Here is an 18,651-nt window from a genome sequence, read left to right as displayed (position 1 = left end):
GACACCTGCTCAAGATATCAACTGTTTATAAGCGCTCATGCCTGGGCTCGTGCAGCCCCGAACAGACTGACACTCAGCAACGTATCGGCGTGAGTATGCAAGCGCACCGGCGCAGTGCCACCTGGCATCACCACCGAAACTTCGCCGCCCTCAACCCAGCCCGCTCGCCATGCCGCGCACGCCACCGCGCTGGCGCTGGTTCCCGAAGACGCGGTGGGCCCTTCTCCCCGTTCGAACACTCGCGCCACAACCCGGTTGGCGGACTGCCTGGCAACCCACTGTAAATTGACTCCGGCGACGCATGGCTGACCGGCGCCCGTCGGCGGCGCGAAGGCTATTGCCTTTAATACGTCGAACAGGCTTGGCTGCTGCATCTGTTGGTTGTCCGGCAGGGCTGAAAGCTGTTCGACCAGCGTGACGCAATGGGGATTACCCACCCGCACAAACTGGCTGTGCCGCCATTGCGGGTCTAGCGCCGTCAAGGCAGGCACACGGCTGAGTTCGATGTCCCCCAGAAACGTCTGATTGACGCCGCTGGCGCCTACGGCCGACGGCCCGAACTCGGGCAAACCCAAGGTCAGCCAGAACCCGGCAACCTGTTCATGGACCGCCGGTTCGACCCGTGTAGCCACCGGCGACAGCGCGTCGGACTTGTCATGGTGCACCCGCAGCTCACAGGCTTCGGTCATCGCGCCTTGGTCTGTGAGTGCCTGGGCGAAGATCGTTAACCCGTTGCCGCTGCGTTCGGCGAGGGTTCCATCAGTGTTCACGATCAACAGGTCAAACGGCGGCTCAGCCTGGAACGGCCCCACCAACAGACCATCACAGCGATGGGCCTTGGCGTGCGCCGGCCGAGGTATCGCCCCCCAGCCGCACTCGGCTTCAATGGCTGAGGCGGCCCAAGCACTGCGCACCGCTGCGGCCTGGGACGCGCTGTCAGGCACCGCGATGCCCCGGCGCCGTAACAACGCCGGGCTGACCACGCCATAAATGTTGCCTCGCGCGTCATAGAACAGCGTCATGACAGCGTACGCCTTAAAAATCTCATCGGTTTGTCCATCCAGTTGCCTACAGGCTGGGCCAGCAGCCTATTACACAATGCAAGCGTTGTGAGCAGAGATGATGCCGAGGGAACCCGGCTCGCCCCCCACTGCCTGATGTGCAAGGATGTCACGCCGGACCTCGTGCGTTGACCGCAAAATCAAGGATTTTTCATGACTGCCATCCCCACCTCCGCGCCCGTGGTTCCCGGGCGGCTTGAGCAAATGTCCACCCGTATTGCATTTTTCATCGCTGGCTTCGGCATCGCGGCCTGGGCGCCGCTGGTGCCCTATGCCAAAGCGCGGGCACAGCTGAATGAGGGCACGTTGGGCCTGCTGTTGTTGTGCCTGGGGGTGGGCTCGATCATCGCGATGCCGGCGGCTGGCGCCTTGGCCTCCCGCTATGGTTGCCGACGTGTATTGAGCGCCGGCACGATCATGATCTGCCTGGCCTTGCCAATGCTGGCAACGGTCAGCTCGATCCCGTTGCTGATCGCCGGGTTGTTCCTGTTTGGCGCAGGCCTCGGCACCGTGGATTCCACGGTGAATTTGCAGGCGGTGATCGTTGAACGGGCCAGCGGCAAGACCATGATGTCGGGCTTCCATGGGTTGTTCAGCCTGGGGGGTATTGTTGGCGCCGCCGGGGTTTCGGGGTTGCTGGGGCTGGGCATGTCGCCCTTGCAAGCCACCTTTGTGGTGATCGTCATCATGGCGCTGGCACTGCTGAAGGCCGGCCCACACCTACTGCCTTATGGCAGCGAAAGCTCGGGCCCGGCGTTCGCGATTCCCCATGGCGTGGTGCTGTTTATCGGCTGCCTGTGCTTTATCGTGTTTTTGGCCGAAGGCGCGGTACTCGACTGGAGCGCGGTGTTCCTCAGTGGCGAACGCGGTCTTGATGAAGCCTACGCGGGCCTCGGTTATGCGGCCTTCGCACTGACCATGACCGCCGGACGGCTGACCGGCGATGCCATCGTGCGGCGCCTGGGCGCTGCCCGAGTGATCGTGATCGGCGGCGCACTGGCCACTGCCGGCCTGTTATTGGCGACCTTGTTGCCAACATGGGAAACCGCACTGCTGGGCTATGCATTGGTGGGGGCCGGCTGTTCGAATATCGTGCCGGTGCTCTACACAGCGGTGGGCAAGCAAACGGTCATGCCGGAACATATCGCAGTGCCGGCGATCACGACCTTGGGGTACGCCGGGATTCTCGCCGGCCCCGCTGTGATCGGTTTTGTCGCCCATGGCAGTAGCCTGAGTACTGCCTTCGTGCTGATAGCCTTGTTGCTGGCGGGTGTGGCCATCAGCGGCAAAATTCTAAAAGTGTAAGCACAGTGTTCATCGCGCTTTATAAGCCTCGTCTTGTTCGAGCCAGCGCTCGAGGCTCTTGTTGCTGAGCCAGCCGTCCTTTTGAAACGGGCCAAACAAGCGCGTGGCGTTTGCACGTTCGAGTGCGCTCAGTAAACCTGGACGTTCAACGATGTTCTTTGCCGTATAGACGCAAAACTCGCTGTACCTGGGCCTGGGCATGCCGGTGAACGGGTCAAGCACCGGTACACCCTGTTGATCAACGGCATAGGGGTCCTGCATGACGGTTTTGAGCGTGGCAATTTCGACGTACTGGTGTTGTTCGAAGAGATATGTCCGGTCCTGGGTCCTGTCTCTCAATTGCTCAAACTGCCCTTGCAGCGCCTGAACCACGTGGGCGTTGCTTTTGACGTGAAACGGATCCTGGCTGAACACGCCAGGTGAGCTGTTGCCCTGCAACGCCTGGGCCGCGCCCCTGAGGCTATCGCGTGTGATATAGCCGTCGCGACTCAAAATGGCATCGCTCAGCCGTGGACGCTTGAGTATTTCGCCGACTACCTGAATCGCTCGATCCCGCTCCTCGCTCTCACCCTGAGGTTGCGCGCCAATACGTTGCAATGACGACCAGGTCAAACGCCCGTCGCTGATGAACGGGTGCAGCAGGCCGAAGGCTTTTTCCAGGGCGGTTGCCAGTTGGCTATCGGTGGAAGTGGCACCGGGTGGGGGAAGGTTGGCGCGCGCAGCAGGTAAATTCTGCAACGCCCGGTGATGCAGCACCGACACTGACGCGCACGGTTGCAGGGGCCTGCGAGGCTCTCCGATTGGGCGCTCAGAGTACGGTGCTTCCAGCGTTTCAGCGGATGCGGCCGGTGCTGGCGCGGTGGTTCGCAGGGCTGGCCCGTCAAGGGCCAAGGGTCGAACGTGAGGTAGTGCACCCTCGATTGTCATGGACTCTCTCCAACGCTTTCCAATACGTACCTGCCCGATGATCGCCAGCGTGGCGATTGAAACCATCAAATGGGTTCAACTCAGACAAGTGCCTCATGTGTGGCTGGGCGAACACGACAGTTCCAGATGATCGTCGAATACAGATGACAGCATGTAAAAACGCCGCCAGGACGCCCTTTACCGACGCCACCAGGCTGCCAGACTGTTGATCAGTCCGGTGTGTCTGAGTGAGGACGTGTCATCACCGTTCACCTTCCCGGTGGCGAGCATGCCCCGGGAAAAGTCATCCGCGACCGGTGCCTGGAATTTGCGCTGGCCTTCGAAGGTCTTCATCCGTCGGGCTTCCACCGCATGCACGTGCGGCGCAGTCAGAGGGTCTTGCACGACGTGGTCATTGCTGAGGACCGGCGCACCGGCATCCCGGGCACTGTGAACGCGTTCCTGACAACCGTGTTGGGGAGAATTAAACGAGGTTGACGTCATTTTTAGCTCTGGCTCGGGATCTGAAACGCGACCGATTCGATCAACGTCGGTATCACCTATGTGGCAAACCCGCGTAAACAGTTCCTGACAAAACAACAGCAGGCGCCGTCATCAGGTGACGGCGCCTGGGTATCGATCAGCGGGAAAGCAAATAAAGCGCTCGCCAACTGATTCGACCGTCACCGTCACGCCCGGCAAGATTGTCCATGATCGTCAGCACGTCGCTGCGCTTGAGGATTTCCTGGGCCAGCTGGATGACATGATCCTTGGAAGCGTTTCCGCTCGGCCGCTGCGCGGCCAGCCCCCTCAGCTCATTGAAACTCAGCTGCCCATCCCAGGAATTGCTCTTCAACGCATTGAAATGCTTGAGCATCTCGCCCGCCAACTGCTTGTCAGTCTTGTACTTGAAGGCGTTCTTTCCTTTTATGACCACGTTGACATTTTGCCGGTCGATCAGCCCGTCCAATGCCCCGGTCGACGTGTTCCGGTCAAGGGCACTCATAAGTTCGGGACGCCTTAGCAGTTCATTGGCCAGGCGAATGTTTGCGTTCGTGACGGGATCGAACGACCAGCCCTTTTTCGCCATCGCGTAGATGCTGTCAGCACTCACATACCCAGGTTTCAACGGGTCGCTGAAAGCGTTGAAGTGCCGCTGCAACTGCTGCGCCAGCTGTTCATTGGTTTTGCGTGCGTAGTGCGGGTGCGGCTTGCCTATCGGGTTCGGGTACGGTTTATCACCATGAGGGTTGGGGCGCGACGGTGCATGGCTGCACGCCGGATCCGGTTTTGCCGGTGGCCTGTGGTAGCCCGGCCCCATGGGTGGGCGATGCCCTGAAAACCATTGGCTCATCCAATGCTTGAACGCGTCCATAAAGCTCGACAGCGCCGGTGCGCTGAGGTTGGGGGCCAGGTGCTCGGCAGGAAGATGACGCCCTGTTGAGGGGTAATGTTTGCCGAACACCGGCCCGCCCTGGCCCTCACGCGGCACAAAGCTGACGTTCGCAGCAGTGTTGACCACAGGCGCCGGTCGACCGGCTTTGGTCTCAGGCTTGGAATGAATCTGCGAAAGATCAGTGGGTGATGAGGCAAATGCGGGTGTATCGGACATCGATACCGACATAATTTTCTCCAGTAGGGTGGATGCGATCTTCAGCTTGTCGCTCCAACGCATGTCGAAGCCCATCAGCTAGCCCATGTGTGGCGTTTATGTCGGAATCGGTTCCTGATCCCACAGTGACAGGTCCTGCGGGGTTGTAAGAAACAGGTCTATTGCTGATCGCGACGAGTTATTCCAGGTTTACCCCTTACAGCGCCTGCCGGAGGCGGCTCAATTTCTCCCGGCTGCCGCACACACTCATCTGGCACCATTTGCGCAGTTTGTTCTTGGAGCTGTCCAGAAAGATCCAATCGCAGTCGGTGGCGGTGCAACTCTTGAGTTCGCGAAGATCAGCGCTGACCAGCAGTTGCGTCGCATCGATCGCCAGACGCCCGATCAACATCGCGCTCAGCGCCTGGGCATCAGCGCAGGGTTTCCATTCCCAGGCCGGCAGGCCTTCGACCGAACGCAGCACCCGCCGGCCCACTCCTTGCTGCAAGCCGAGGTTGATCTGCTGCAAGGCTTCGTCGGGGGCCGCCCGCCCCAGCGACAGCGGATAAAACGCCGCATACAGGCACTCCCGGAAGGCAATCACGGCGTCCAGATCCGGCTGGTAGGAGATAGGCGAGTCGAACACCATTGGCCTGTACGCCTCGAATTCCTGGGCAGAGACCAGCGAGGCATGCAGCGCCCATTCAAAGAAGAATTGAAAACTGGTGAGCCGTTCCTCCAGCACTTTGAGTGCAGAGCCAGGGCGGCGGCCATTGGTGGTGTTGATAAAGTCCAATACCCAGGCCCCGCCAATCAAACGAATCGATTTTGCAGTACCCGTGAAATGTGTCATGACTGCTCCTGAAACGCGGTAGTGCTGCGATGGCGCAGATTACCTTGTTTTCCGGACATGCAAACACCGGCACTGCGGTGCAAAGACCAGCGGCTATGTGTGATCGTCGTTGCGTGCCAGCCAATCGAGGATCACCTCCACCGACTGCGCAACGCAAAGCGCCCGGGTATCCAAATGGACCTCCGGAAAAACCGGCACATCATAGGGGGAATCAATCCCGGTGAAGTGCTTGATCAATCCTTGGCGGGCTTTCTTGTATAGGCCTTTAGGGTCGCGTCTCTCGGCGGTTTCCAGTGGCGCATCCACATGCACTTCAACAAAAAACTCATTGCCGATGATCGAGCGTGCGTAATGCCGGCTGGCGGACGATGGGGAGATCAGCGCCACGATCACCATCAGCCCGGCATCGAGCATCAGGCGCGCCACTTCCGCAACCCGCCGAATGTTCTCATCACGGTCACGGTCGGTGAAACCCAGGTCCCGGCACAGCCCTGCGCGCACCGAATCACCGTCGATGATGCAGGTCAGGCGTCCTTGCGCCCGCAGGACCATGTCGAGCGCATCGGCAATGGTCGACTTGCCGGATGCGGAGATGCCCGTCATCCAGATGACCCTGGGCGTCTGCCCCAGGCGCGCGCGCTCGGCGCGCGGATGGCTGAAGGCAAAGGCATGCAGATCCGGGTTTGGGCCCTGCGCAACATCACTCATGGCCGCTGACCCTCCATCGGCAACACCTGCGGTTTACCCAACATGACGACCATCATGCATTGCACGAACAGCAACAATGCAACCACCCAATAGACGCTTGAGAACGAGCCCGTCAGGTCCTTGGAGAACCCACCCAGAAAGTTGCCGCAGACCCCGCCCAGGCCAATCAACACGTTAGCGATACCAAAAGCCTGGGTCAGCCGGCTGACCGGTACGATCTGCCCGATATAGCTGGGTACCAGGCCGAAGATCGGGTAGAACGCCAGCGCGAACAAAAACGCCGCCACATAGAACAAGGGCAGGCTGTTGAAACAGAACACCAGCACGGCGGCCAGGCCCGCACTTAAAAAGCACATCGCCAATGACGTGCGCACCCCGACCTTGTCAGCCATCCACCCCACCAGAAACCCCGAGGCCATGCCCACCGCCCCCAGGGTCGTCCAGATAAAACCGGTGTCCTGCACCGACACCCCCAGTTCATCGCGCAAGTACGGCGCCAGGTAGGTCTGGAACGGCAGCAATGCCATACCGTTGAGAAAGGCAATCGCCCACGTCAGGTACAGCGAGCGGCTCAGCCACGGGGTGTGGCTGTCCACCGACGCTGAACGTTGCCGCGCAGCACCGCCCTCTTCGGCCGTGCCCAGCCTGCGCAACAAGTACCAGGCCGCGACGCATAAGGTCACGGAGATCAGGCCCGCGGTCAGCCAAATCGAGCGCCAGCCCCCCTGCAGGGTCAGAAACGACACCAACAAGCCGTTGATAAACACGCCGTAGCTGGTGCCACTGGAAATCAGCCCCATGACCCGCGAACGATTACCGGGGCTGAAGCCCTTGGTGACGATCTCTGCCAACGGGATATACACCGAGGCGGAACAGCCACCGAGCAGAATCAACAGTGCACCGGACAACCAGATGCTGTTGCTGACACTCAGCCCCAGCAGCGCCAGGGAGGTAATCACCGTGGACACCAGACTGATTTTCCAGCCGTCGACGTAACGGCTGATCAGACTGGTCACCGAGGAGAACAGCAGGAAGCCGATCTGCGCTCCACCCGTGATCAGGCCTACTGTGGTGTAGTCGAAGCCGATGTCTCGGCGCATGTCCACCACCAGGTTGGCGAAGAGGTAGACGCCAAAACCGTAGGTGCTGGCCACGAAGCCGGTCAACACCACCGCGAGCACGATACTGTCCAGTGGACGGGCGTGCCCCTGCACCAGTGTGGTCATGCCGGCTTCCTCGCACTGGCGACCGCAGTGTGGATAACGAAATCACACTGCATCATGTCGTAGTCGGGCTGGAAATCACCGTAACTGCGATGGTCTGAAAAGCCTGACGCGAGTACCTCGTTGGTCAACTCGCCAGGCAACAACGGATAGACCTTCAGCCGATACTGCTCTTCGTTATCAAACGAGTAGATGAACTCGCACAGGTGTTGATCGACCTGCCCCAGGGTGACCGACGCGTGTTTGCCGCAGTAGTAGTAATTGCCGCTGGATTTGAAGTTGCCGGCGCGTATGGCGAAGAAATTGCGCTGGTCCACAATCAACAGGCCGCCCGGCTTGAGCAAGGCCCGGAACTTTTCCAGTACTTCGCACCGGGCCTTGGCCTCAAACACATGGCACAGCGAACTGCCCAGGCACACGACGGCGTCAAATTGACCCAGCTCTTGAGGATCAAGTGACAGCCAGTCGCGGTAATGGGACTGGATATCCAAACCCCGCTGCCTGAAGTTCGCCCGCGCCTTGGTCAACATGGTGCTGCTGCCATCGGTGGCGACCACATCGAACCCCGCCTGTTTGAGCTGCACCGCATGAAAACCGCTGCCCGTCGACACGTCGATCACCGACCTCACGCCGTGCCGTTTCAGCACGCCTTCAAAAAAGCCGTTCTCGCCTGCCTTTCTTTTGTCCCAGTCGATCAAATCATCCCAGCGTTCGACGAAACTCTTTGAGTATTGCGCGGCGTAACTGGCGACTTCGTTGTGTTTGCGCCCAGACATCTGATTCATCACACACCTACCAGGTTGAATTTTTGAACGCCGAGTACTTGCCCGCCAACTCATTGGCAAACTCGGCAGACTGCTCGATGGACATGGTTTTTTTGGAGTACCCCAACATCGCCTGCATCACGGCCATGCACTGCGGGTTGTAGGTGACCGAGCCGTCGCAATGGATTTCATCGATGCCGTCGTGGCTTTGGCAGATGCTGTTGAGGCGCACCGCCTCGTCCTGTGGGCAGGCGTCGCAGAACTGCACCTGGATCTGCCCGTTGTGCAACCACACCGGGTAGCCGCCAGGCAGCCCCAACGGGCCCGGCGCATGCACCAGTACCGGCGTGGCGGAACACAACCCTTCGATCACGGTGACTGCCGAGCACGCGGTGAGGAACTGCCCGTCCATGCCTCCCAGGCGGCGGAACTCGGTCTTGACCGTGGAAAAAATCGCCTCGTCCGGCGGGCGTGCCACGCTCGGGCGGTCGCGCACCTCGTACAGCAGGCGGTAGCTGGCGCGCGGCGGCAACCCACCGCGCGGCACGTAGTGGCTGAAATAATGCTGGGCGTACAAGCACACCTGCACATCCGAGGGCGCACACTCGAGCAGGCGCGCGATGGCGAAGCGCACGGCCGGCACCAGATTGGCCACATTGCCTACGCCGATATCCGGCGCCAGGCCAACCCTGGCCAGAATCGGATTGACCGCATCGGGAAAGGCCGCGTTGATGGTCCTGGTGACGATGCCGGAGGCTTTTACCGCCTGCATCAAGTGATGCATCAGCGTCAGGTGCATCGGCAGCCAGGGGCCAAATTGGGCCTGGTCCAGTTGTTCGAATGTGAGTTTGGGCAAACCGGTAATGACCCGCCATGACTGCAATGATGCGCAATTGACAGATATGTCCGGCGCCTCTTCGCGCAGGATCTGCGTCACCCTGTCGACATCCGTCAGGTCGGCGATCACCGGTTTGATCGCGATGTACTGCCCCAACTGCGCACACGACAGCGCCACCAGGTTGCACAGGCGCAGGGTCGCTTCCTCATTGCGCCCCAGCACCACGAACTCGAAGGCATTTTTGGGCCCGAGAATCTTCAGGATTTGCAGGCACAGGTTACCCGCGCCTACCAGCAGCAGTTTTTTCCTGGGGGTCGACGGGTTCATCGTGGGTAAGCCCCGTTGTCCACCGGAATGACTCTGCCGCTGATGTGGCGCATGGCATCGCCGATCAACAACAAAATGACCTGCGCGACGCCACTTGGCAGGATTGGGTCCTTGAGGATTTCCTGGCGCGCGTACTCGGCGCGGCGGTATTCGGGGATGGTGTCGTAGATGGCTGTGTCGTGGATCAGCGCCGGCGACACCGCATTTACCCGTACGAACGGCGCAAAATTCCAGGCGTTGGCTTTGGTCAGCCCGATCACCGCCGCCTTGGTGGCGCCGTACAGCGCATCGCAACTGCCCACTTCTCCGGCCACCGAGGCAATGTTGACGATACTGCGTGGAGCCTCGTGGGGCATTTCCCGTTCGGCGAAGTCTTTGGAGAGGTAGACCAGCGCCTTGAGATTGACATTGAGGATGTCGTCAACTTCTTCATCGCTGTACTGGTAGACACTTTTGCCGTGGTAAATACCGGCGTTGTTCACCAGTCCATAAATCGTGGTGTGACGTGTGTATAACGCCGGAATAAAACCCTTGATGACTGCATTGTCCGAAAATTCTGCAACCTGAGTTTCCAGGACCTGCGGTCCGTACAGGCGCTGCAAGTTATTTAAACCATCGGCATCTTTATCGGCAGCAATCACGAAATAACCTTGATTGATAGCCTGCTCTACTGTCGCCCGGCCAATCCCATTGGCGGCACCGGTGATAATCAACTTCTTCATCCAACAGTCCTTATTGACAAAATTCATTCATGCGCGCGTAAAAAGGCCGGTGATAGTCGTACAAGGCTTTCAGTTTGGGAGAGTGATCGAGTACATCGCTGTCAACTTGCTGATTATCCGGCAACACAATACGCTCACTGTTTTCCGCCGCGACGTGCCAACTTCTCCAGGTTTTCCACTGCGGCGGGCATTCACGTTTCCAAGTCATCGCATGGGGCAGAAATTCAATCTGCAAGTGATCACACAACTTGCGCATCACGCGCTCGGGTTCGGCGGCCAGATCATCGGCATTTATCACATAGGGCACGTGCCCGGTCAGTTTGGTCACCACGCAAAAGATCTCGTACAAGGCTTTATGCCCGATGGCCTGCAACGGCATATCCGGGTGTACTCGATGATGGGAAACAATACTGCTGGCGGGTTCGCGAATAATAAAAATATTGTGTTGTTGGGCCAGAAAGTCTTGATCGACTTTCAAGTCATCCAGGCAGTGGTAGCACATATCTTTATGAAACACGTTGCCCTGGGTTTTGGCCTCGATCAGTTGCGCTTTTATGCCCTCGTACGTGGTGGGCAAACTGTGGTCCCACTCATCCGACGGGATCGCCGACGCCTCGCAGAACGCCATGTGCGCGAAGGGCTCGTGGAACACCTGGAAGTCCCCGCGTTCGATAAACACCCGCTCCAGCACTGTGGAACGCGAGCGCGGATGCGCCCATAAACCCACCATTTTATTCATGCCGGCACCCCGTATTCAGCGGCGAGGACGGCGTTGAGCGACAGGCTGAAGGGTTTGGCCGTCGGGCACAGGCGCACGCAGTAATCGGTCAGGCGACGGTGCGCGCTGTTGGCCTCAGTGCAGGCGTTGATAAACGCCTCATGGTTGCCGAAGTCGTAGGGTTCGATGCCGTCGAGCAAAAAGGCTTCGCAGAAGTACGGAATGCCGATGAGTTTGGCGAACGTGGCCGGCGGCGCCTGCACCGGTTCGCTGGCCGGCGCCACCGGTTTGCCGTGGCTTTCGCGCTCGATCAGAAACTCCACCACGTCCGGGGTCAGCGTGTAACAGGTGGCGGTCAGTCCGGTTTTCTCCAGATGCCAGCAGTGTTTGTGGCCACGCTCATCGATGTCGACCTTGATACTGGAGAGCAGGGTTTTAACCGGTACTTTCGAGGCCGCGACCAGGGCTTGTATCTGCTGGTAAATCAGCAGCTCGGCCCAGCGCAGTTCCTCTGGTGCCAGCGCCAGGCCGCGCTCTGCCGCTTGCAACGCAAACTCCGGCTGGCAGGCGAAACGCCCGATCATGAAGGTGATCACGTACTTGCAAGGGCCGGTGTCGATGCCGTTGCTGCGTGCAGTGGCCAAGCCGCGTTCTAACGCCTGGATACCGGCCTGGAACTGAGAAACGGTAAAACAGAACGTGATATTGACCGAGACGCCCTGGGCCACCAGCTGTTCGACCGTCGCGATCCCTTCGAGACTACCCGGCACCTTGACCATCACATTCGCAGCCAGGCGATGCAGCTCCAGCCCTCGGGCGGTCATGCGCTCGGCGCAGCGCACATCCGAAGGGTCGACCTGAGCGCTGATCCAACCGTCGGCCTGCGCCGAATGTACCCACAAGGGCTTGAGTGCCGAGGCGCCTTCGCTGATCACCTCGTTATACAGCTTGTTGCGCAACGCCCCGCAGGACAGCCCTGCCAGGTTAAAACGGGAGGACCAGTATTCACGTTTATCGAGGATCGCCGCCGTCACCAGCCGAGGGTTGGTGGTCACGCTGCTCAAGCCCCAGGGCTGCGACAGCTCATCCGGCATCAGTTGCTCGATGTGCGCGACCGCCGCCGGGTACTTATCCAACAAGTGCCTTTTATAGGGCGCGTAGGCCACCGGCGATGAATCCCACCACACTTCTGAACATTGATCATTGCGTTTAAGCCGTTCTATATAACCTTGTGTGCCCACGACGCCTGCTCCTTCAGTGGCTCGGTTAATAAGGGTCAATAATTCACGCATATCGCAAAAGGGTGTCGCACCGGCCTCGGCCAATGCGGTATGCCGATGCAGCGGACCAAAACCCAGAACTTTTATAGTGGCGGCGACAGCCGCTTGAATGCCGACCACACTGTCTTCAATAACCAGGGCATCACGTACATCAACGTTATACGTAGCGCACGCGGTTAAAAACACCAAAGGATCAGGTTTCCAACGCCCCAGCTCATAACAACTGAATATTCGTCCTTCAAAGTACGGCAACAACCCGGTGAGGCGTAAACAGTGTTCTATTTTGTTGCGCGGCGCACTGGAGGCCACGCAATAAGGGATTGTCAGGCCGTCCAATACATCACTGATGCCATCGGTGGCTTTCAACGCGAGTGTTAACGCGGACAATGCCCGCGCTCGAAAGTCCTCTTCAAACGTCTTCCCCAAACTAACATTTAATAATTCCTCGGCTTCACGCAGGCACTCGCCAACTTTTCGTCCACGAAAGCGCTCAATGAAATAAGCACGGTCCAGTGCCTGACGCTCATGCACAAGAGCATTAAGCATGGAGATCAATACAGACAGGGTGATCTCTTCACTTTGGACAAGTACACCGTCGCAATCGAAGATGACTAACTTGGGCAACTGCGCTGCCCCCTGCTCTGGTAGTTCCCCTATAACGGCCGATAGACACATAGGCTTCTCTATATAGGTGACTCCGCGTGACTTCTGAACTACCGGCGGAGCGAGTTGAGGTGTGCCTATAAGACACGTGAGCAAAAATCCTGTCAAACGCTTTTGAGCGGTTTTTTAGTATCTTATGGTTATTTTTTATAGTTCTGTTATTCCATTTATCACCATGGTTGTAGTCGTCAAAATCACACGGCTGAACTTCCCTTGCTCACAGTCAGTCAGCTGACGTGAACTCACGAATTTCAAGGTCGGGTGGGCAATGCATATCTCGTTGGAGCAACAAGTGGCACTGGTGACGGGCGCCAGTTCCGGCATCGGTGCCGGCGCGGCCAAGGCCCTGGCGCAAGCCGGTGCGGCCGTGGTGCTGAATTACAACCGCCAGGCGGCACCGGCCGAGGCGTTGGCGGCGCAGATCAATGCCAACGGTGGCCGGGCCATCGCGATTGGCGCGGACGTGTCCCAAGAGGCCGATGTCGAGCGGCTGTTCGCTCAGACGCTGGAGGCGTTCGGGCACCTGGATATTCTGGTGGCCAACTCCGGCCTGCAAAAGGATGCCGCCGTGGTCGACATGAGCCTCGACGACTGGAACAGCGTGATCGGCGTCAACCTCACCGGCCAATTCCTGTGCGCCCGGGCCGCAGTGCGCATCTTCACGCGCCAGGGCGTGCGCGAAGGCGTGTCACGGGCCGCCGGCAAGATCATCCACATGAGTTCGGTGCATCAAGTCATCCCCTGGGCCGGCCACGTGAACTACGCCGCATCAAAGGGCGGTGTGGAGATGCTGATGCGCACCCTCGCCCAGGAAGTCAGCGCGCAGCGAATCCGCATCAATGGCATTGCACCGGGGGCGATTCGTACGGCGATCAACCGTGCCGCCACCGAGGGAGCGGCCGAACAGCAATTGCTGAAATTGATTCCCTATGGCCGCGTCGGCGACGTGGAAGACGTCGCCAACGCGGTGGTCTGGCTGGCCAGTGATGCGTCCGACTATGTGGTCGGCAGCACCTTGTTCATCGATGGCGGCATGAGCCTTTATCCGGAGTTTCGTGACAATGGTTGATTTGAAAAACGAACCCCAAAGCGCCATCGATGCGCACGGCATCATCGGTGATATGCGCACAGCGGCCCTGGTGAACGATAAAGGCAGCATCGACTTTTTGTGCTGGCCGGAATTCGACAGCCCATCGATTTTTTGCGCACTGCTGGATACGCCGGACGCCGGCACTTTCCAGCTCACCCCCAACCTGCCCAACGCGCGCCGCGAACAGATCTACCTGCCCGACACCAACGTGCTGCAAACCCGCTGGCTGAGCGATGAAGCGGTGGTGGAAATCACCGACCTGTTGACCATCAGTGAGTCCCCAGATGACCTGCCCTTGTTGATCCGCCGCGTGCGCGTGGTCAGCGGCACGGCCGACTTTCACCTGCGTTGTGCGGTGCGCCATGACTACGCGCGTGCCGCCACCCACGCCAGCGTCGATCACGGCGCGGTGTGCTTCAACGCCGAAGGTCATCCCGGCCTGCGTCTCTCTGGCAGCCACCCGCTGCAGATTGAAGACGCTGCCGCGGTGGCCCATTTCACCCTCACCCAGGATCAAGGCGCCGAATTCGTCCTCGGTGGCCAGGACGATGCGCGCGTCGACAGCAACGGCACCGACCTGCCGCTGGCCCATACGTTGCAGTTCTGGCGCGGCTGGATCGCCCAATCGAATTACCGCGGGCGCTGGCGCGAAATGGTCAACCGCTCGGCCCTGGCGCTCAAGCTGCTGACCTCGCGCAAACACGGCGCGATTATCGCCGCCGCCACTTTCGGCCTGCCGGAATCACCCGGCGGTGAACGCAACTGGGACTACCGCTACACCTGGATCCGCGACGCCTCGTTTACGGTCTATGCGTTCATGCGCCTGGGTTTTGTCGAAGAAGCCAACGCTTATATGCGTTGGCTCAGGGGCCGGGTCAGCGACTGCTGCGGTCAATCGCTCAAGATCAATATCCTCTACGGTATTGACGGCCGTCAGGAACTGCCCGAAATCCACCTGGATCACCTGAGCGGCCACGGCGGTGCCAGGCCGGTGCGCATCGGCAACGAAGCGGTCGACCAGGTCCAGCTGGATATCTACGGCGAGTTGATGGACGCGGTGTATCTGGTCAACAAGTACGGCGAAGCCATCTCCCACGAGGGCTGGAAACACACGGTGGAAGTGGTCGATCAAGTGTGTGAAGTGTGGAACAGCAAAGACGTGGGCATCTGGGAAATGCGCGGCGAGCAGCACCACTTCCTGCATTCGCGGCTGATGTGCTGGGTGGCGTTGGACCGCGCGATCCGCCTGGCCTCCAAGCGCTCGCTGCCGGCGCCTTTCGCGCGCTGGGACCAGACACGCCAGGCGATTTACGCCGACATCTGGAGCAACTTCTGGAACGAAGAGCGCGGGCACTTTGTGCAACACATCGGCAGCACCGCCCTCGACGGTTCGATGCTGTTGATGCCGCTGGTGCGCTTCGTCGCGGCCACCGATCCGCGCTGGCTGAGTACGCTGGAAGCGATCCAGAAAAGCCTGGTGCGCGACGGCATGGTGTACCGCTACCGCAACGACGACAGCCGGATCGACGGACTGCAAGGCACCGAAGGCGCGTTCACCGCCTGCTCGTTCTGGTACGTCGAATGCCTGGCCCGCGCCGGCCAAGTGGAGAAAGCCCACCTGGAATTCGAGCAATTGCTGCGCTACGCCAACCCGCTGGGGCTGTACGCCGAAGAGTTCGACAGCCAGGCGCGGCACCTGGGCAACACGCCCCAGGCGTTGAGCCATTTGGCACTGATCAGTGCGGCGACGTTTCTGGACCGCAAGTTGAGTGGGGAGAAGACCGTATGGCAACCTTGAGACGAACGCCCGTTAGAAAACCGATGCCGCGTGATGTTGAGCTAGAGTGTTTATTCTTCTGGCCAACCGACAGGCGCCCCTCATGATCACCGCTCCCTCGCTGCATTACGTGCGCACGTCGATGCTCGACATCGCCTACGAAGCCCATGGCCCTGCCGACGGCGAGCCGGTGATTCTGCTGCATGGGTTCCCTTATGACCCGCGCGGCTATGACGCGATTGCGCCGGTGCTCGCCGAGCGTGGTTACCGGGTGCTGGTGCCCTACTTGCGCGGGTACGGCCCGACACGCTTTATCAACGATCAGGTGATGCGTTCCGGGCAACAGGCGGCGCTGGCGCAGGATCTGCTCGAGTTCATGGATGCGCTGTCTATCCCGCGCGCCATGCTGGCGGGGTATGACTGGGGTGGACGCGCCGCGTGTATCGTCGCGGCGCTGTGGCCGCAACGAGTCCGTGGGTTGGTGACAGGCGACGGCTACAACATCCAGGACATCTCAAAGTCGCCCGCCCCGCGCGCGCCGGAGACGGAACACCGCCTGTGGTACCAGTATTACTTCCATACCCCGCGCGGCGTGGAGGGTTTGACCGCCAACCGTCGCGGGTTATGCAAGCTGCTGTGGTCGTTGTGGTCGCCGTCGTGGGCCGCGGGGCCTGGGCTGTATGCGCACACGGCGCCGTCGTTCGATAACCCGGATTTCGTCGAGGTGGTGATTCACTCTTATCGCCATCGCTTCATGTATGCGCCCGGCGACCCGGCACTTGAGTTCATCGAGGAGAAACTCGCTGAGCAACCGCTGATCTCGGTACCCAGCATTTCGTTGTGCGGTGCCGATGATGGCGTCGGTCCGCCGTCGGAAGTGGACGAGGATGTGCAGCACTTCAGCGGCTTCTACCGGCGTCAGGTGTTGCCCGGCGTGGGCCACAATATTCCTCAGGAGGCGCCCGGCGCCACCCTTGAGGCACTGTTGGAATTGCTCGCCTATGACACTGGCGAAAAGCGTTCACGGTAAGCCTGGGGCGTCACCGCCAAAGCCCGCAGGAAGCTGCGCCGCAGGGTTTCTTCACAGCCAAAGCCACACTGCACGGCGATGCGTTTGATCGACGTGTTGCTGTGCGCCAACTGCCGGCGCGCGGTCTCGACGCGGATCAGTTCGACGGCGCGGGCCGGGGTCTGGCCGGTTTCAGCGCGGTAGTGGCGCACGAAACTGCGCTCACTCATGCCGACCTGGGCCGCCAGGGTCGAAATGTTCAGGTCCAGGCTGAGGTGTTCGGCGATCCAGGCGTGAAGTTCAGCGAAGCGGCTGTCCCCTTTTTGCAGGGACAACGTGACGCTGAACTGCGACTGGCCACCAGGGCGCTTGAGAAACACCACCAGGTGCCGCGCCACTTCCAACGCCACCGCGCCGCCCAGGTCTTGCTCCACCAGGGCCAGACACAGGTCGATGCCCGCAGTGACCCCGGCCGACGTCCACACGGCGCCTTGCTGGATAAAGATCGGGTTGGACTCCACCGTCAGCGCGGGAAACTTGCGCGCCAGTTCTTCACAGCGCGTCCAGTGAGTAGCCACGCGGCAGCCGTCGAGCATGCCGCTGGCGGCCAGCAGGAATGCGCCGGTACACACTGAGGTCATGCGCCGGGTGTGCCGGGCTTTTTCGCGTACCCAGTCCACCAGCGCCAGGTCTTCGGCGGCGCCGTAAACGCCCCAGCCGCCGGCAATCACCAGGGTGTCGCACGGCGCATCGGCGGCGGGCAAAGGCTCGGCCACCAGCGCCAGGCCGGCGGAGGTCATCACCGGTTCCGTTTGCGCCGCAATCACCGAGACCGCGTACGGCAATGGCTGGCCGCGCTGGCGGGCCAGGTCGTTGGCGGAGGCGAACACCTGCAGCGGCCCGGTCACATCGAGCACTTGAGCATTATCGAAAGCAAGGACGTGGACGATTTTGGACATGGTTGGCGTGATTGGTGGGTTCAATGGCGTATTCGCCAAAGACTAGGCCTCTAGAGTGGTGCCGTCCACCCCTTTATTGGAGCGTCATTGATGACCTTGCAGATCGGCTTTGTGTTGTTTCCCGGCATCCAGCAACTGGACCTGACCGGCCCTTATGACGTGCTGGGTTCGCTGCCGGATGTGAAGTTGCACCTGGTGTGGAAAGACCTGGCGCCCGTCACCTCCAGCACCGGTCTGGTGTTCACCCCAACCACGACTTATGCCGACTGCCCGAACCTGGATGTGCTTTGCGTGCCCGGCGGTTCCGGGGTGGGTGCGTTGATGGAAGACCCGCACACCCTCGACTTTCTCAAAGCCCAGGCCCAGACCGCGCGCTATGTGACGTCGGTGTGCACCGGCTCGCTGGTGCTCGGCGCCGCAGGTTTGTTGCGCGGCCGCAAGGCCACCACCCACTGGGCTTATCACGACATGCTCGCGCCGCTCGGCGCCATCCCGGTGCAGGAGCGCGTGGTACGTGACGGCAACCTGTTTACCGGCGGCGGGATCACCGCAGGCATTGATTTCGCCCTGGTGCTGGCGGCAGAGCTGTACAGCGAAGCGGCGGCGCAGTTGGTGCAGTTGCAGATCGAATACGCACCGGCGCCGCCGTTTGACGCGGGCAGCCCGCAGACGGCGCCCGCGCATGTGCTGGAAGAGGCGAAAAAACGCACGGTGGAATCGCGCAAGGTGCGCGGTGAAATCACCGCACGGGCGGCTGCGCGCCTGGGCTGATGCAACCGATGTGACTGTAGCTGTGGCGAGCGGGCTCGCCACACGCCCCCTCCCCTGGCCCGTCGCGGCGCAACATGATCTCCCCA

18 protein-coding genes and 1 pseudogene are annotated in these 18,651 nt (G+C 60.4%); 5 read left to right on the top strand and 14 right to left on the bottom strand.

Annotated elements, in window-relative coordinates; genetic code table 11:
• Positions 1–35: 35 nt before the first annotated feature.
• Positions 36–1,022: a diaminopimelate epimerase gene (locus KZX66_RS16345; RefSeq protein WP_248081203.1), complete on the bottom strand. Its 987-nt coding sequence runs from the start codon at positions 1,020–1,022 to the stop codon at positions 36–38.
• A 192-nt stretch (positions 1,023–1,214) separates the two neighbouring features.
• Here KZX66_RS16345 and KZX66_RS16340 point away from each other — a divergent pair, with 192 nt between their 5' ends.
• Positions 1,215–2,366: an MFS transporter gene (locus KZX66_RS16340; RefSeq protein ID WP_248081200.1), complete on the top strand. Its 1,152-nt coding sequence runs from the start codon at positions 1,215–1,217 to the stop codon at positions 2,364–2,366.
• Between the two features lie 9 nt (positions 2,367–2,375).
• Here KZX66_RS16340 and KZX66_RS16335 read toward each other — a convergent pair whose 3' ends face one another.
• The 12 genes and pseudogenes from KZX66_RS16335 to KZX66_RS16280 form a co-directional block, all read right to left on the bottom strand.
• Positions 2,376–3,359 carry a type III secretion protein gene (locus tag KZX66_RS16335; RefSeq protein WP_248081198.1) on the bottom strand — a complete coding sequence of 328 codons (984 nt, stop codon included), beginning with the start codon at positions 3,357–3,359 and terminating at the stop codon, positions 2,376–2,378.
• Between the two features lie 111 nt (positions 3,360–3,470).
• Complete coding sequence (locus tag KZX66_RS16330) at positions 3,471–3,677, bottom strand: type III secretion effector protein (RefSeq protein ID WP_248081196.1); 207 nt, start codon at positions 3,675–3,677, stop codon at positions 3,471–3,473.
• Between the two features lie 235 nt (positions 3,678–3,912).
• Positions 3,913–4,959 carry a type III secretion effector protein gene (locus KZX66_RS16325; protein ID WP_248081194.1) on the bottom strand — a complete coding sequence of 349 codons (1,047 nt, stop codon included), beginning with the start codon at positions 4,957–4,959 and terminating at the stop codon, positions 3,913–3,915.
• A gap of 121 nt (positions 4,960–5,080) precedes the next feature.
• Positions 5,081–5,716 (bottom strand): CGNR zinc finger domain-containing protein, encoded by a 636-nt coding sequence (locus KZX66_RS16320; RefSeq protein ID WP_248081192.1) that lies wholly within the window; start codon positions 5,714–5,716, stop codon positions 5,081–5,083.
• 93 nt (positions 5,717–5,809) lie between these two features.
• Positions 5,810–6,424 (bottom strand): adenylyl-sulfate kinase, encoded by a 615-nt coding sequence (gene cysC / locus KZX66_RS16315; RefSeq protein WP_248081190.1) that lies wholly within the window; start codon positions 6,422–6,424, stop codon positions 5,810–5,812.
• Complete coding sequence (locus tag KZX66_RS16310; RefSeq protein WP_248081188.1) at positions 6,421–7,650, bottom strand: MFS transporter; 1,230 nt, start codon at positions 7,648–7,650, stop codon at positions 6,421–6,423. The genes cysC and KZX66_RS16310 overlap by 4 nt, the downstream gene beginning before the upstream one ends.
• Positions 7,647–8,432 (bottom strand): class I SAM-dependent methyltransferase, encoded by a 786-nt coding sequence (locus KZX66_RS16305; protein WP_248081187.1) that lies wholly within the window; start codon positions 8,430–8,432, stop codon positions 7,647–7,649. Before KZX66_RS16305 ends, KZX66_RS16310 begins: the two co-directional genes overlap by 4 nt.
• 7 nt (positions 8,433–8,439) lie before the next feature.
• Positions 8,440–9,576: a hypothetical protein gene (locus tag KZX66_RS16300; RefSeq protein WP_248081185.1), complete on the bottom strand. Its 1,137-nt coding sequence runs from the start codon at positions 9,574–9,576 to the stop codon at positions 8,440–8,442.
• Positions 9,573–10,298, bottom strand: coding sequence for an SDR family oxidoreductase (locus KZX66_RS16295; protein ID WP_248081183.1), 726 nt, complete (start codon positions 10,296–10,298; stop codon positions 9,573–9,575). Before KZX66_RS16295 ends, KZX66_RS16300 begins: the two co-directional genes overlap by 4 nt.
• A 10-nt stretch (positions 10,299–10,308) precedes the next feature.
• Complete coding sequence (locus KZX66_RS16290) at positions 10,309–11,037, bottom strand: sulfotransferase family protein (RefSeq protein ID WP_248081181.1); 729 nt, start codon at positions 11,035–11,037, stop codon at positions 10,309–10,311.
• Positions 11,034–12,257 carry a transaldolase family protein gene (locus tag KZX66_RS16285; RefSeq protein ID WP_248081558.1) on the bottom strand — a complete coding sequence of 408 codons (1,224 nt, stop codon included), beginning with the start codon at positions 12,255–12,257 and terminating at the stop codon, positions 11,034–11,036. The genes KZX66_RS16290 and KZX66_RS16285 overlap by 4 nt, the downstream gene beginning before the upstream one ends.
• 123 nt (positions 12,258–12,380) lie before the next feature.
• A pseudogene (locus KZX66_RS16280) lies at positions 12,381–12,971 on the bottom strand (HAD-IA family hydrolase); the annotation flags it as partial.
• Between the two features lie 256 nt (positions 12,972–13,227).
• On the opposite strand from KZX66_RS16280, the gene KZX66_RS16275 reads away from it, so the two are divergent.
• The 3 genes from KZX66_RS16275 (at position 13,228) to KZX66_RS16265 (ending at position 16,856) form a co-directional block, all read left to right on the top strand.
• Positions 13,228–14,028 (top strand): glucose 1-dehydrogenase, encoded by an 801-nt coding sequence (locus tag KZX66_RS16275; RefSeq protein ID WP_248081179.1) that lies wholly within the window; start codon positions 13,228–13,230, stop codon positions 14,026–14,028.
• A complete protein-coding gene (locus KZX66_RS16270; protein ID WP_248081176.1) occupies positions 14,021–15,847 on the top strand; it encodes a glycoside hydrolase family 15 protein in 1,827 nt (608 codons plus the stop codon). Before KZX66_RS16275 ends, KZX66_RS16270 begins: the two co-directional genes overlap by 8 nt.
• Before the next feature lie 82 nt (positions 15,848–15,929).
• Positions 15,930–16,856, top strand: coding sequence for an alpha/beta hydrolase (locus KZX66_RS16265; RefSeq protein ID WP_248081173.1), 927 nt, complete (start codon positions 15,930–15,932; stop codon positions 16,854–16,856).
• On the opposite strand, the gene KZX66_RS16260 is transcribed toward KZX66_RS16265, so the two are convergent.
• The gene (locus KZX66_RS16260; RefSeq protein WP_248081170.1) at positions 16,826–17,794 is read right to left on the bottom strand and encodes a GlxA family transcriptional regulator; all 969 of its coding nucleotides are present in this window, start codon (positions 17,792–17,794) and stop codon (positions 16,826–16,828) included. The genes KZX66_RS16265 and KZX66_RS16260 overlap by 31 nt on opposite strands.
• 90 nt (positions 17,795–17,884) lie before the next feature.
• Here KZX66_RS16260 and inhA point away from each other — a divergent pair, with 90 nt between their 5' ends.
• Entirely contained in the window at positions 17,885–18,565 is a 681-nt protein-coding gene (gene inhA / locus KZX66_RS16255; protein WP_248081167.1) for an isonitrile hydratase, read from the top strand.
• Positions 18,566–18,651: the final 86 nt, after the last annotated feature.

Origin of the sequence: Pseudomonas sp. EYE_354, from assembly GCF_023148575.1 — a bacterium.
Taxonomy (GTDB): domain Bacteria; phylum Pseudomonadota; class Gammaproteobacteria; order Pseudomonadales; family Pseudomonadaceae; genus Aquipseudomonas.
The sequence above is the reverse complement of the archived record's forward strand: the minus strand, read 5'-3'. Positions and strand labels throughout refer to the sequence as shown.

What these genes read in the sequence shown, in the direction of transcription:
- KZX66_RS16275 (WP_248081179.1), top strand. Translation starts at nt 13,228, where the DNA reads ATGCATATCTCGTTGGAGCAACAAGTGGCACTGGTGACGGGCGCCAGT.
- KZX66_RS16305 (WP_248081187.1), bottom strand. Translation starts at nt 8,432, where the DNA reads ATGAATCAGATGTCTGGGCGCAAACACAACGAAGTCGCCAGTTACGCC.
- cysC (WP_248081190.1), bottom strand. Translation starts at nt 6,424, where the DNA reads ATGAGTGATGTTGCGCAGGGCCCAAACCCGGATCTGCATGCCTTTGCC.
- KZX66_RS16335 (WP_248081198.1), bottom strand. Translation starts at nt 3,359, where the DNA reads ATGGTTTCAATCGCCACGCTGGCGATCATCGGGCAGGTACGTATTGGA.
- KZX66_RS16325 (WP_248081194.1), bottom strand. Translation starts at nt 4,959, where the DNA reads ATGGGCTTCGACATGCGTTGGAGCGACAAGCTGAAGATCGCATCCACC.
- KZX66_RS16310 (WP_248081188.1), bottom strand. Translation starts at nt 7,650, where the DNA reads ATGACCACACTGGTGCAGGGGCACGCCCGTCCACTGGACAGTATCGTG.
- KZX66_RS16290 (WP_248081181.1), bottom strand. Translation starts at nt 11,037, where the DNA reads ATGAATAAAATGGTGGGTTTATGGGCGCATCCGCGCTCGCGTTCCACA.
- KZX66_RS16270 (WP_248081176.1), top strand. Translation starts at nt 14,021, where the DNA reads ATGGTTGATTTGAAAAACGAACCCCAAAGCGCCATCGATGCGCACGGC.
- KZX66_RS16260 (WP_248081170.1), bottom strand. Translation starts at nt 17,794, where the DNA reads ATGTCCAAAATCGTCCACGTCCTTGCTTTCGATAATGCTCAAGTGCTC.
- KZX66_RS16300 (WP_248081185.1), bottom strand. Translation starts at nt 9,576, where the DNA reads ATGAACCCGTCGACCCCCAGGAAAAAACTGCTGCTGGTAGGCGCGGGT.
- inhA (WP_248081167.1), top strand. Translation starts at nt 17,885, where the DNA reads ATGACCTTGCAGATCGGCTTTGTGTTGTTTCCCGGCATCCAGCAACTG.
- KZX66_RS16340 (WP_248081200.1), top strand. Translation starts at nt 1,215, where the DNA reads ATGACTGCCATCCCCACCTCCGCGCCCGTGGTTCCCGGGCGGCTTGAG.
- KZX66_RS16265 (WP_248081173.1), top strand. Translation starts at nt 15,930, where the DNA reads ATGATCACCGCTCCCTCGCTGCATTACGTGCGCACGTCGATGCTCGAC.
- KZX66_RS16320 (WP_248081192.1), bottom strand. Translation starts at nt 5,716, where the DNA reads ATGACACATTTCACGGGTACTGCAAAATCGATTCGTTTGATTGGCGGG.
- KZX66_RS16295 (WP_248081183.1), bottom strand. Translation starts at nt 10,298, where the DNA reads ATGAAGAAGTTGATTATCACCGGTGCCGCCAATGGGATTGGCCGGGCG.
- KZX66_RS16345 (WP_248081203.1), bottom strand. Translation starts at nt 1,022, where the DNA reads ATGACGCTGTTCTATGACGCGCGAGGCAACATTTATGGCGTGGTCAGC.